Below are 12,371 nucleotides of genomic sequence, written 5' to 3'. Positions count from 1 at the left end.
GCTGCGTGCGTCAGGCCACGTGCGCCTGCCGCACCAGCTCAATCACCTTTTCAGCCGGCTGATCAAAAGCGGCAATCAAGCCCGCTTCCTTCTGCCTGGCCGCCTTCAGGTGGCGTTCCTTGACGTGGCCATAACCGCGGATATCTTCGGGAATGCTGGCAATCGCCACCGCCTGCGCCAGGTTCGCTGCGGTCAGCTTGGGCAGCAGCGTACGCACGGTCTCGCGGTACTGGCCGATCAGGGCGCGCTCGGTCTTGCGCTCTTCGGTGTAGCCGAAGATATCGAACGCCGTGCCGCGCAAGCCCTTGAACTTGGCCAGCACGCCAAACGCCTTCATCATCCAGGGGCCGAACTCCTTTTTCACCAGCTGACCCTGGGCATCATGCCTGGCCATGATCGGCGGCGCCAGGTGGAACTTGAGCGTGATATCGCCCTCGAACATGGCGGCGATCTTTTTCTGGAACGCGCCGTCCGTGTACAGGCGCGCCACCTCGTACTCGTCCTTGTAGGCCATCAGCTTGTAGTAATAGCGCGCCACGGCTTCGGCCAGGCGCGTGCCCTTGCCCAGTTTCGCTTCGGCGGCGCGCACGTCATCCACCAGTGCCAGGTACTGCTGCGCGTACGCCGCATTCTGGTACGCGGTGAGCAGTTCCACCCGTTTGGCGATCACGTCGTCAAGCGTCTGGATGCGCTTGAACTCGATCACCTTTGCTGGCGCGGTCAATCGCGTGACCGAACCGAGGTCGTGCGCGGCCGTGCGGCCCCAGGTAAACGCGGCCTGGTTGAACGCCACCGACACGCCATTGAGTTCGATCGCGCGCACGATCGACGATTCCGACAGCGGCACATGGCCCTTCTGGAACGCATAACCAAGCATGAACATATTGGTGGCGATCGAGTCGCCCATCAGCGCGGTAGCGATCTGGCCGGCATCGACGAAGTCGGCCATGTTTTCGCCGCAGGCGCGCACGATTTCGCTGCGCGAGCTGGCGTCCGGGAACTGCCAGTCCGGGTTCTTGACGAATGCCGCCGTCGATGAGCCGGTGGAATTGATCATGGCGTGCGTGCGGTTTTCTCCCATGCGCGACAGGGCGTCGCGGCTGGCCGTGACGATCAGGTCGCAGCCGATCACCAAGTCGGCGCTGCCGGTGCCCACGCGGGTGGAGTGCAGGTCGGCTTGACTGTCGGCCAGGCGCACGTGCGACATCACCGGGCCGCCCTTCTGCGCCAGGCCGCTCATGTCGAGCACGATGGCGCCCTTGCCTTCCACGTGCGCGGCCACGGCCAGGATCTGGCCGACCGTCACCACGCCGGTGCCGCCGATGCCGGTGATCAGGATGCCGTACGGTTGCGCCGTGGACGGCAGTACCGGCGTTGGCAGCACCGCAGGCGGCGCAGCGTCCTTGCCGGCAGCAGCCTTCTTCGGCTTTTTCAGCGCGCCGCCTTCCACCGTCACAAAGCTCGGGCAGAAACCGGTGGTGCACGAAAAGTCCTTGTTGCACGACGACTGGTTGATTTGCCGCTTACGTCCCAGTTCCGTCTCCAGTGGTTCGACCGACAGGCAGTTCGACTGCACCGAACAGTCGCCGCAGCCTTCGCACACGGCTTCATTGATCACGGCGCGCTTGGCCGGATCCGGGTACTCGTTGCGTTTCCGGCGGCGGCGTTTTTCGGACGCACAGGTCTGGTCGTAGATCATGGCCGACACGCCCGGCTGGTCGCGCAGTTCGCGCTGCACGTCCATCAGTTCCGAGCGGTGGCGCACGGTCACGCCTTCGGCCCACTTGTAATCGGACGGGTATTTATCGGGTTCGTCGGTGACGACGATGATCGGCGTGACGCCTTCGGCGGCGATCTGGCGCGAGATCATGCCGGGATCAAGCGGACCGTCGAACGACTGGCCGCCGGTCATGGCCACCGCGTCGTTGAACAGGATTTTATAGGTGATGTTGACCTTGGCCGCGACAGCAGCGCGGATGGCGAGTATCCCGGAGTGGAAATACGTGCCGTCGCCAAGATTGGTAAACACATGCTTCTCGTTGGTGAACGGCGCCTGCCCCACCCAGGTCACGCCTTCAGCGCCCATGTGGGTAAAGGTGGACGTCTCGCGGTCCATCCACAGCACCATGTAATGGCAGCCGATGCCGGCCAGCGCGCGCGAGCCTTCCGGCACCTTGGTCGAACTGTTGTGCGGGCAGCCGGAGCAGAAGAACGGCGTACGGTCGGTTTGCGGATTCGGTTTTGCCGGCAGCGTGGTCAGCGCCAGCTCTTTCGCCTCCAAAAAGGCGATACGCTGCTTGACGCGTTCGGCCACCGGGTGGCCGTCGCAGTAGTGGGCGATGCGGCTAGCAATCGCGCGGGCGATCTGCGCCGGATTGAGTTCGTAGGTGGCTGGCAGCAGCCAGTCGCCGTGGCCGGTCTTGCCCTTGTTGCTCCATTCGCCCGTGTCGTCGAACTTGCCCACCACGCGCGGACGTTCGCCGTCGGGCAGGTTGTACAGTTCTTCCTTCAACGCGTATTCGAGGATTTGCCGCTTTTCTTCAACCACCAGGATTTCGTCGAGGCCCTTGGCGAATTCGTGCACGCCGTCCGCTTCGAGCGGCCAGGTCATGCCGATTTTATACAGGCGGATGCCGATGTCGGCGGCGGCCTGCTCGTCGATGCCGAGGTCGGCCAGCGCCTGGCGCGTGTCGAGGTACGACTTGCCGGCGGTGATGATGCCGATCTTCGGCTTCGGGCTGTCCCAGATGATTTTATTGAGTTTGTTGGCGCGGCAGTACGCGAGCGCCGCGTACCACTTGTACGTGTTCATCCGCACTTCCATATCGAGCACGGTGTCGGGCCAGCGGATGTTCAAGCCGCCGGCCGGCAGCTCGAAGTCCGTCGGCAGCTCGATCTTGACGCGGTCCGGGTCGAAATCGACCACCGCGCCCGACTCGATGATGTCGGTGACGCATTTCATCGATACCCACAAGCCGGTATAACGGCTCATGGCCCACGCGTGCAGGCCGTAGTCGATGTACTCCTGCACCGAGGCCGGGTACAGCACCGGGATGCCGCAGGCATTGAGGATGTGATCGGACTGGTGGGCGGTGGAAGACGACTTGGCGGCATGGTCGTCGCCGGCCAGTACCAGCACGCCGCCGTGCTGCGCGGAACCGGCGTTGTTGGCGTGCTTGAAGACATCGCCGCAGCGATCGACACCAGGGCCCTTGCCGTACCACATGCTGAACACGCCGTCGTACTTGGCGTCCTTGAACAGGTTGGTCTGCTGGGTGCCCCAGACGGCGGTGGCGGCCAGGTCTTCGTTCATGCCGGGATGGAACTTGACGTGGTGGGCGTCCAGGTATTTCTTGGCCTTCATGGCCGTCATATCGACGCTGGTGACGGGGGAGCCGCGATAGCCGGTGATATAGCCGGCGGTATTGAGGCCGGCCTGCAAGTCGCGTTCGCGCTGCATCATCGGCAGGCGGATCAGGGCCTGGGTGCCGGTCATGAAGGCGCGGCCGCGTTCGAGCGTCCACTTGTCGTCGAGCGAGAATTCAGGTACATCCGTCGGGATGGCCGGATCCAGTAGCAAACCCTTTTGAGGTGCGTTCATTGTGTTTGTCTCCACTATTCTTGCAGTGCGCGCCTCGTGAGCGCGCACGGAATGTGTTTCAGTGCCGGCGCGCCAATCTGTGAGGCGCTGCCGGCGAAAATAACGATTATGCGGTCAACACCCCGCGCTTGATTTGATCGAGTTCGATCGATTCGAACAGGGCGCGGAAATTACCCTCGCCGAAGCCCTGGTCGCCCTTGCGCTGGATGATCTCGAAGAAGATCGGGCCGATCACGTTTTGCGTGAAAATCTGCAGCAGCAGTTCCCGCTCAGTTTCGTTACTCTGGCCATCGATCAGGATGCGCAGGCGGCGCAGGTCCTCGAGCCGCTCGCCGTGGTTCGGCAGGCGGCGGTTGACCAATTCGTAATACGTTTCGATGGTGTCCTGGAAGGCGATGCCGGCAGTCTTCATGCCCTCGATCGACGTGTAAATGTCGTCGGTGCCGAGCGCGATGTGCTGGATGCCTTCGCCGTGGTACTGGTCCAGGTATTCGGCGATCTGCGACTTGTCGTCCGACGATTCGTTGATCGGGATGCGCACCTTGCCGCATGGCGAGGTCATGGCCTTCGATTTCAGGCCGGTGTGCTTGCCCTCGATATCGAAGTAGCGCACTTCGCGGAAGTTGAACATCTTCTCGTAGAAGTCGGCCCATTCCTTCATGCGGCCGCGATGGACGTTGTTGGTCAGGTGGTCGATGTACGTGAGGCCATGGCCGACGGGGTTGGCCTCGGCGCCGGGTATGGCGACGAAATCGACGTCATAGATGCTGATGTCGCCGATGGCGCCCTGCTCACCGCCGTTCTTGCCGCGCCAGCGATCGACCAGATAGATCAGCGAATCGCCCACGCCCTTGATGGCGGGGATATTGAGTTCCATCGGACCGTTCTTGTTGTCGAATCCCCAGGCGCCCTGCTCGAGCGCGCGCCGGTACGCAAACGCGGCGTCCTTGACGCGGATCGCGATCGCGCACACGGACGGGCCGTGGTGGCGCGCGAAGCGCTGGGCGAACGAATCCTGTTCGGCGTTGATGAGGAAATTGATGTCGCCCTGGCGGTACAAGGTGACGTTTTTATGGCGATGGCGGGCGATGGCGGTAAAGCCCATGCTCTCGAACAGGGCGCCAAGCGCTTGCGGGTCCGGGGCCGCATATTCGACGAACTCGAAGCCGTCGGTGCCCATCGGGTTGTCCCATGGCTGGAATTGCATTGCTGTCTCCTCCTGGTTTTGTTTTGCAAATTTATCGCCCAGTATAGACCCGCCAACCCGGCATTTAATTGCAAACAATTCCCCGGCATGGCGAATGTGCGCAATAATATTGCCTTAACGCTGATTTATTGAGGTATTTATGACCAAAGTTGCATTGGACAAAACCGATCGCAAAATTCTGTCCATTTTGCAAGCCGACGGCCGGCTGTCCAACCAGGATGTTGCCGAGATGGTGGCGCTGTCGCCATCGCCGTGCCTGCGCCGCATCAAGCGGCTTGAAGAGGCTGGCGTGATCCGCCAGTACGTGGCGCTGCTCGACCCCGACAAGATCGGCCTGGGCCTGCTGGCCTATGTGAACGTGCGGCTCGAAAAGCACAGCGACGCCGGCGCCCACAGCAACGCGCGGGCGCTGGGCGCCCCCAATGCGCCGCCATCGCCGCGCGCCGACTTTGCCGACTCGGTGGGACAGTGGCCAGAAGTGGTGGCCTGCTATGCGATGACGGGCGAGATGGACTACCTGCTGCGCGTCCACGTGGAAGACATGGAGCACTTCTCGCGCTTCATGATGGCCACCCTGCTGCGCCACCCGGCGGTGCTCGACGTGAAATCGAGCTTCGCCCTGCAGCGCATCAAGGATACGACCGCGCTGCCGCTGACCAGCCAGCCGTAACCGCCGTTATGGGAAGTGACGGTTCAGATGATTTAAAAACGGCTCGGCTTTCATGAAGCCGATCACGCGGCTGCCCGGCACTTCCTGGCCATCCTTGAACAGGATCATGCCGGGGGGGCCGAACAGGCCGAAGCGTTTCATCAGCGCCTTGTCGTCCGCGTTATTGGCCGTCACGTCCACTTGCAGCACGCGGATCTTCGCCATCTTGTCTTTCACCGCCTGCTGCGAGAACGTGAAGCGCTCCATCTCCTTGCACGACACGCACCAGTCGGCGTAGAAGTCCAGCATCACCGGGGTCCTGGTGGTGGCCAGGACCTGGTCCAGCTCCGCCACGGTTTTGATGCGCGGGAAGTGCGCGTCGGCCGCCGCCGGCGCGGCGCCTGCGTCACCACCGCGTGCGGCCAGGTGACCGAGCGGCTGCAGCACATCGCGGCCACCGCTGGCGGCGCCCGTCAGTTCCAGCACACCGACCAGCAGCAGCGCCATGCCCAGCGCCTTGCCCACGTACGTGCCCAGTCCCGCGCCCTTGGCGGCGGATTCGAACACGTTGAGGAACGCAGCGCACAGCAGCGCGAACACACCCCACAGCACCATGCCGGTCGTGGCCGAGAACACCGGCGTGATCATCCAGATCGCGGTGGCGATCAACAGCAGGCCAAACAGCTTTTTCACGCCATTCATCCAGCCGCCGGCGCGCGGCAGCAGGCTGCCGGCCGAGATCCCGGTGAGCAGCAGCGGCACGCTCATGCCCACCGCCATCGAGAACAGCGCCCAGCCGCCGGTCCAGACATTACGGGTCTGGCTGATGTACAGCAGCGCGCCAGCCAGGGGACCGGCCACGCACGGCCCCACGATCAGGGCCGACAGCGCGCCCATGACAAACACGCCGGCGAACTTGCCGCCGCCCATATTGCCGCTGGCGGAACTGAGCTTGCTTTGCAGGCTGCTGGGCAGCTGCAACTGGTACACGTCGAACATCGACAGCGACAGCACGAACAGCAGTGCGCCAAAGGTCAGCAGCACGGCCGGCTTTTGCAGCGCTGCCGCCAGGCCTTCGCCGGCCAGCCCCGCCGCCACGCCTAGCGACGTATACACCAGCGCCATGCCCAGGCTGTACGCCAGCGCCAGCGCAAAGCCGCGACCGCGCGACGGATTGCCTTCACCGACGATGATCGAAGACAGGATCGGCACCATCGGCAGCACGCAGGGCGTAAACGACAGCAGCAGGCCGAAGACCAGGAAGGCGAGGCCGATGCGCCAGGCGCTGCCGCTCTCCAGCGTGCGCTGGGCGATCGAGCTGTCGTCTTCATGCACGGCCGGCGCCGCTGCCGGTGCACCCGCCGCCGCTGGCGGCACGGCTGGTGCAGCACTTGCGGATGCCGCCAAAGCAGCTTCGCCATCGGCCGTCAGCGCCGTCAGCACGCCGGTTTTGGCCGGGTCGATGGCATAGCTGGCACTGGCCGGCGCGTAGCACAGGCCCGCGTCGGCGCAGCCCTGGTAATTCACCGTGAGCTTCATCGGCTTGCCAGACGCCAGCGGCAGATCGACCACCAGCTGATCCTGGTACGTCTCCATCTCCTTGTTGAAGTTGGTGTCGAACTTGCGGATGCCGTCCGGCAGGCGCGGCGTGGCCAGCGCCACGCCGTCGGCCTCGAAGCTCAGGCGCTCGCGGTACAGGTGGTAGTCGGGCGCGATCTTCCACGCCAGCCGCACGGTGCGGGCGTCAGTCTGGGTGGCGGTGAGCTTGAACGCCTGCTCGGGTTCGAGGAAGTCGGCGGCGCGCGCCGGGTTGGCCATGCCAACGATCAGTGCCAGCAGCATGGCCAGGGCGGCCACCACCATGGCAGCCGGCATTTGCATGCGGCGCCACAGCCATTGTTGTGTTTTCATGTCAGAGATTCCTGTAAAGCGTCTGTCCGTGCTCGTCGATGGCCAGGTAGCCCATGTCGGAGGTCTTGAGAAAAGTGTGTCCTTCGTGTTGCTTGAGCATGGCGATGGTGGAGCAGCTACCCGCCGCCACCGCCATCGGCGCCATCACGCTGACCGAGCGCCAGTACCGCACCGGCATGCCGCTGCGCGGATCGAGGATGTGGCAGTAACGCACGCCATCGAGCTCGAAAAACCGCTCGTAGTCGCCGCTGGTGGTCAAGGCGCCGGAGCTGATCGGGATGCTGGCAATGGTGGCGCCGGGGTCGCGCGGGTCCTGGATGCCGATGCTCCACGGCCGCCCGTCCAGGCGCGGGCCGATAAAGCGCATGTCGCCGCCCAGGTTCACGTATCCGTGCCGCACGCCGGCCTCGATCAGCACCGCCGCCGCGCGGTCGGCCGCGTATTCCTTGCCGAAGCCGCCGAAGTCGATCTCCATGCCCGGTTGCAGCAGGTACACCTGCTGCCGTTCGCAATGGACATGGCGCCAGCCCACCAGCGCCAGCAACGGCCCCAGGGTATCGGCATCGGGCACGCGCGGCTTGCCGAAGTCCCAGGCCCGGCGCAGCACGCCCGACGTGATGTCGAACAGGCCGCCGCTGGCCGCGAACAGCGCGGCCGCGTAATCGATCAGCGCCATGGTCTCGCTGTCGCACGCCACCGGCGCGCGGCCGGCAGCGGCGTTGATGCGCGAGACGATGCTGTCGGGCCGGTAGCGCGAGTACTTGGTCTCGATGCGCCGCACCTCGGCGATTGCGCGCGCCGCCAGGTCTGCAGCCGCCGCCGCGTTCGGCGCCGACAGGCGCAGCTCGCAGCGGCTGCCCATGGCGTCGAACTGCTGGCGGTGGATGGCCGCTACCATGTGCGGTTGACCGCCAGCTGGATGGTGCGCGCGCGCAGCGGTTCGAGGCCCGGGCTGCCCGAGCCGAACGCGCGCCAGCTGCCGCGCTGCTGGTAGGCCGAGACCTTGGCATCGACCGACCAGTCCTTGTCGATCTGCTTGCTCACCTTGAGGCCCAGCGTCACCGCGCCGAAGCCCGAGAGCCGGTAGTCGGCCGACGCGAAGTTGCTCGGACTGTACCCCGGCGGGAACGGCTGGCCCAGCGCCTGGTCGTACACGGGATCGAAATAAAAGTCGGCCGCGCGCTGGGTGTACAGCCGTACTTCCGGCGTGACGGTCCAGCCATCGGCCAGCGGCTGCACGAACTCCTGGCCGAGCGTGTGACCGCGCACGCCGAAGCTGTCGCGGTAGTAGCGGTACGACGTGCGGCTGGTGCCGCCGGTCGCTTCCACGTAATGGTTCCAGCGCAGCAGCAGCGTGCTCTCGTCGCGGCTGCGCGGGCGGTTATCGGGAAACTTGTACGGATCGTTGAAGTATCCCTTGCCGATATCGTGGGCCAGCGTGACCTGCACCACGTCGGCCTTGCCCAGCACCTGCGTCACGCCGAGCAGCAGGTTGGTGCTGTGTTTGCGCTCGTCCCGGACGATCTGGTTGGTGGGGTTGATTTCATCGTTGGCGCGGCCGATGCCGGCCGACCAGGTGGTGTTGCGGTCTTCGCTCTCGAAGGTACCCGACAACGACACCGCGCGCGACAGGTAATCGTCCTCGGACGAATACGCCGCCCCCACGCTCAAGCTGCCGCGGTCGAAGTAGCGCTTGACGGCAACGTCGCCGGCCGTGCGATGGTCGCTCATGCGCGAGGCGCCCGATACCGCGCTGTGGTAGCGCGGGGTAGCGCCCGAGACGTCGTCATTCACGGCCGAAGCGCTGATGCTCCACACGCCGGCCACCGGCGCCATGACAGACACCGACGGCGCCTTCACGTGGATGCGGTCAAGGCCAGACTGGCTGTCCTTGTAATCGAGGTAGCCGATGCTGATCACGCCATTGGTGGGCGGCGCCTCGGCCTGCGCCTGCACGCCGGGCAGCAGCAGCGCGGCGGCCAGGATGGCGGAGGCCGCGAAGGGAGACGTAGCGGACGGGGCCGCCCCGGAAGGGGTTTCGGTCTTGATAGGTTCCATGTGCCTGTTCCTAGTTGCAGCCGCAGCCGCCGCCACCAACGCCGGCGCCGCCCGAAGACGATTCGCGGCTGGTGTAGATATGGTCGTCATAGCGGTTGAACACCCCGCTGTCGTTGAAGGTCATTTCGGGCTTGGCCAGGTTGCCCTTTTCCCACGGCTGCACCTGGCCGAAGCCTGCGCAACCGGTCAGCCCTGCGGCCAGCATGAGCGCGAACACGAGCTTCATTTGGCCGCTCCCAGGGCGGCGACGATCTGCGCCTCCAGCGCGGCGCGGTCGCTGTCGCGGAAGCCCGAGTGCTCGGCGATTACCTTGCCGTCGGCGCCCACCAGCACGCTGCTGGGCATGCCCTTGATGCCGTACTGGCGCGGGGTGGCGCCCTTGGGATCGAAGGCGATGGTGAACTTGGCCGGCGTGGTGGCAAGGAATTTGCGCGCCTCGTCGCTGGTGGCGTCCACGTTGACGCCCACGATCTGTAAACCGCGCGCGCCGTACTTGGCCTGCATCTCGTTCATCCACGGGAACGACTGGCGGCACGGACCGCACCACGATGCCCAGAAGTCCACGTACACCACCTTGCCCTGCAGGCTGGCCAGTTTGATCTCGCCGTCGGCGCCCGGCAGCGTGAACTGCGGTGCGGGCGCCCCCTTGTCCAGCGCCAGCACCAGCGCGGGCGCTGCGGCCAGCGTAACGGCCAGTGTGGCCGCCGATACCATCGATAACATCTTCATTGCTTAGCTCCTCGGTTGGTGTTGGGCGGGCCGCCGCGTGGACGGCCCGGTATGTCATGCCAGCGCGATCACGTGCTGCGCTTGCGGCGCCAGAAGATCACGCCGCCGGCCAGCAGGACCAGGAAGGCCAGCATCGGGTCGTTGACGTCTTGCGAGGCCGAGCAACCGCCGCCGCCGGTGTTCTGCGGCGTGGCGTTGGCTGCCGGTGCGGCAGTGGCCTGGCCGGTCAAGGCGATGGTCGAGCTGCCGCCGGCCACGTTCGCATTGAGCACGATGGAACCGCTATTGCTGCCCGGGTTGACCGGGGTATAGCGCACCACCAGGTCGCACGTGGCGCCGGGATTGAGCGTGAGCGGGAACGCGGCGCAGCCGGTGCTGTCGGTAACCTGGGCGAACGGACCGCTGAAGGTGGCGCCGGACAGCGTGAGCGCAGCCGAACCGCTGTTGGTCAGGGTGAAGCGACGCGTTGGCGTGGCGCCGATGGTGACAGCGCCGAAGTCGAAGCTTTGCGGATTGACGCCAAGCGCCGGCGCACCGGCTGCCACAGCCACGCCATTGCCGCCCAGCGCCAGCGAGAACTGCGCACCGCCGTCGGTGACGACCATCAGCGTGGCGCTGCGGGCGCCGGCTGCCGTCGGACGCAGCGCCGTGGTCAGGGTGCAGCTGGCGCCGGCGCCCACCTGGGCGTTGGCCACGCAGGTGCCGCCGAGGACAAAGTCGCCGGGATTGGCGCCGCCCAGCGTGAGCGTGGCGATGCGCAGCGTGGCAGTGCCGGTGTTATTGAAGGTGGTTGTGTGCACGGCGGCCGTGGCGCCCACCTGGGTATCGGCAAACGCGATCGGACCGGCTTCGGACAAGACCGGCACGCCAACCGCCTGGGCGCTGCCGGTGCCGGTGACCGCCACTTGCAGCGGCGCGGCGTTCGACGCGACGGCCAGGGTGGCGGCAATGGCGCCAGCGGTGGTCGGTGCAAAGCGCAGCGGCACCGAGCAGCGCGCGCCCACGGCCAGCGTGTTGCCGCAATCGCTGCCCGCGATGGTGACGCTGGCCGCGCCAGTGACGCCGATGCTGGCGATGTTCAGGACCACGTTGCCGGTATTGGCCAGTACCACGGTCTGCGCGACGGCCGGCGTGTTGACGGTCTGCGCGCCAAAGGCGATGGCCGATGGCGTGGCGGTCACCGCCGGGGCGGCGGCGCTGGCGGTGCCGCTCAAGCCCACGCCGGCGCTGCCGTTGGCAGCGTTCGACGCCAGCGTCAGCGTGCCGGCAAAGGCGCCGGCGGCGGTTGGCGTGGCGGTAACGGTCACGGTGCAGCTGGCGCCGGCGGCCACCGGAGTGGCAGTGGCGCAGGTGCCGCCAACCGTGAAGATGCCGGCATTGGCGCCACCCACGGCGATGCTGCTGAACGTGAGCGTGGCCTGGCCGCTGTTGGTGACGGTGACGGTAGATGGCGCGGACGCGGCGCCCGTCAGCTGGGCGCCAAAGTTGATGGTGGCAGCCGACAGGCCGATAGTGGCTTGCGGCGTGCTGTTGCCGGTACCGGAGAGGGCCACGCTGCTGCTGCCGCCGGTGGCGTTATGGGTGATGGTGAGCGTGGCTGCGCGGCTGCCGGCGGCAGTCGGACGGAAACTGGTTTGCACGGTGCAGCTGGCGCCGGCGGCAATCGCCGCGCCGTTGGCGCAGGTGCCGCCGCCGATGCTGTAATCGCCCGCAGCGGCGCCGCCCAGCGCGATGGTGCCGATGTTGAGCGCGGCGCTGCCGGTGTTGCTGAGCGTAGTGGACAGCGGGCCACTGGTCTGGCCGATGGCGGTGCCGGTAAACGTCAGGCTCGCCGGCGCCAGCGAGGCTGCCGGCGCGGCGGTCACATTCGGGTTGCCGATGAACGCGGCCAGGTCTTCCAGCTCGGTAGACGAGAACCGGCCCGTGAACAGGCTGCCCATGCCGCCGCGATTATTGGCAATCGCATTGGCGATGACGGACGGCTGGTTGGCCGCGCGCGTGATGCCGTTGACATTGGCCGCCGGCGAGGCGCCGTGGCACGACGCGCAACTGGCGCCGCCGGTCACCGGGCCGTTGAGATACAAATTCCTGCCGTTGAGCGCATCGGCGGCGCCTGCATGCGGCGCAGCTGCTGCCGCCCCGATGATCAATACCGCCCCGGCCATACGTCCCGCCAATCCCGTCCCCATTGTCCCGCCCATGCCTGTTCTCCTGAA

General features: G+C 66.0%; 9 protein-coding genes. 1 reads left to right on the top strand and 8 read right to left on the bottom strand.

Going from position 1 to position 12,371, the window contains the following annotated elements; genetic code table 11:
* Positions 1-10: 10 nt before the first annotated feature.
* Both ASF04_RS22085 and hppD read right to left on the bottom strand, forming a co-directional pair.
* A complete protein-coding gene (locus tag ASF04_RS22085; protein WP_056146733.1) occupies positions 11-3,601 on the bottom strand; it encodes an indolepyruvate ferredoxin oxidoreductase family protein in 3,591 nt (1,196 codons plus the stop codon).
* Between the two features lie 106 nt (positions 3,602-3,707).
* Positions 3,708-4,808, bottom strand: coding sequence for a 4-hydroxyphenylpyruvate dioxygenase (gene hppD / locus ASF04_RS22080; protein ID WP_056146731.1), 1,101 nt, complete (start codon positions 4,806-4,808; stop codon positions 3,708-3,710).
* 139 nt (positions 4,809-4,947) lie between these two features.
* On the opposite strand from hppD, the gene ASF04_RS22075 reads away from it, so the two are divergent.
* Positions 4,948-5,478 carry an Lrp/AsnC family transcriptional regulator gene (locus tag ASF04_RS22075; protein ID WP_019924749.1) on the top strand — a complete coding sequence of 177 codons (531 nt, stop codon included), beginning with the start codon at positions 4,948-4,950 and terminating at the stop codon, positions 5,476-5,478.
* A gap of 6 nt (positions 5,479-5,484) precedes the next feature.
* Here the strand turns inward: ASF04_RS22075 and dsbD are convergent, their stop codons facing one another.
* From dsbD to ASF04_RS22045, 6 genes are all read right to left on the bottom strand, one after another.
* A complete protein-coding gene (gene dsbD, locus ASF04_RS22070) occupies positions 5,485-7,368 on the bottom strand; it encodes a protein-disulfide reductase DsbD (RefSeq protein WP_082488952.1) in 1,884 nt (627 codons plus the stop codon).
* Position 7,369: 1 nt separating this feature from the next.
* On the bottom strand, positions 7,370-8,266 hold the full coding sequence (locus tag ASF04_RS22065; RefSeq protein ID WP_056146729.1) for an FAD:protein FMN transferase: 897 nt from the start codon (positions 8,264-8,266) through the stop codon (positions 7,370-7,372).
* Positions 8,260-9,426 carry a DUF3570 domain-containing protein gene (locus ASF04_RS22060; RefSeq protein WP_082488951.1) on the bottom strand — a complete coding sequence of 389 codons (1,167 nt, stop codon included), beginning with the start codon at positions 9,424-9,426 and terminating at the stop codon, positions 8,260-8,262. Before ASF04_RS22060 ends, ASF04_RS22065 begins: the two co-directional genes overlap by 7 nt.
* Before the next feature lie 10 nt (positions 9,427-9,436).
* Positions 9,437-9,652, bottom strand: coding sequence for a DUF4266 domain-containing protein (locus tag ASF04_RS22055; protein WP_056146727.1), 216 nt, complete (start codon positions 9,650-9,652; stop codon positions 9,437-9,439).
* Positions 9,649-10,155 carry a TlpA disulfide reductase family protein gene (locus ASF04_RS22050; RefSeq protein ID WP_056146725.1) on the bottom strand — a complete coding sequence of 169 codons (507 nt, stop codon included), beginning with the start codon at positions 10,153-10,155 and terminating at the stop codon, positions 9,649-9,651. The genes ASF04_RS22055 and ASF04_RS22050 overlap by 4 nt, the downstream gene beginning before the upstream one ends.
* Positions 10,156-10,223: 68 nt before the next feature.
* The gene (locus ASF04_RS22045) at positions 10,224-12,356 is read right to left on the bottom strand and encodes a choice-of-anchor D domain-containing protein (RefSeq protein WP_229205161.1); all 2,133 of its coding nucleotides are present in this window, start codon (positions 12,354-12,356) and stop codon (positions 10,224-10,226) included.
* Between the last annotated feature and the right edge of the window lie 15 nt (positions 12,357-12,371).

It is taken from the genome of Duganella sp. Leaf61 (assembly GCF_001421905.1).
Taxonomy (GTDB): Bacteria; Pseudomonadota; Gammaproteobacteria; order Burkholderiales; family Burkholderiaceae_D; genus Rugamonas; species Rugamonas zoogloeoides.
Note: the sequence above shows the minus strand (reverse complement) of the source record. Positions and strands in the feature narration are given on the sequence as shown.

Excerpts from the sequence above, each read along its gene's own strand:
- ASF04_RS22085 (WP_056146733.1), bottom strand. The coding sequence starts at position 3,601 with ATGAACGCACCTCAAAAGGGTTTGCTACTGGATCCGGCCATCCCGACG.
- hppD (WP_056146731.1), bottom strand. The coding sequence starts at position 4,808 with ATGCAATTCCAGCCATGGGACAACCCGATGGGCACCGACGGCTTCGAG.
- ASF04_RS22075 (WP_019924749.1), top strand. The coding sequence starts at position 4,948 with ATGACCAAAGTTGCATTGGACAAAACCGATCGCAAAATTCTGTCCATT.
- dsbD (WP_082488952.1), bottom strand. The coding sequence starts at position 7,368 with ATGAAAACACAACAATGGCTGTGGCGCCGCATGCAAATGCCGGCTGCC.
- ASF04_RS22065 (WP_056146729.1), bottom strand. The coding sequence starts at position 8,266 with ATGGTAGCGGCCATCCACCGCCAGCAGTTCGACGCCATGGGCAGCCGC.
- ASF04_RS22060 (WP_082488951.1), bottom strand. The coding sequence starts at position 9,426 with ATGGAACCTATCAAGACCGAAACCCCTTCCGGGGCGGCCCCGTCCGCT.
- ASF04_RS22055 (WP_056146727.1), bottom strand. The coding sequence starts at position 9,652 with ATGAAGCTCGTGTTCGCGCTCATGCTGGCCGCAGGGCTGACCGGTTGC.
- ASF04_RS22050 (WP_056146725.1), bottom strand. The coding sequence starts at position 10,155 with ATGAAGATGTTATCGATGGTATCGGCGGCCACACTGGCCGTTACGCTG.
- ASF04_RS22045 (WP_229205161.1), bottom strand. The coding sequence starts at position 12,356 with ATGGGCGGGACAATGGGGACGGGATTGGCGGGACGTATGGCCGGGGCG.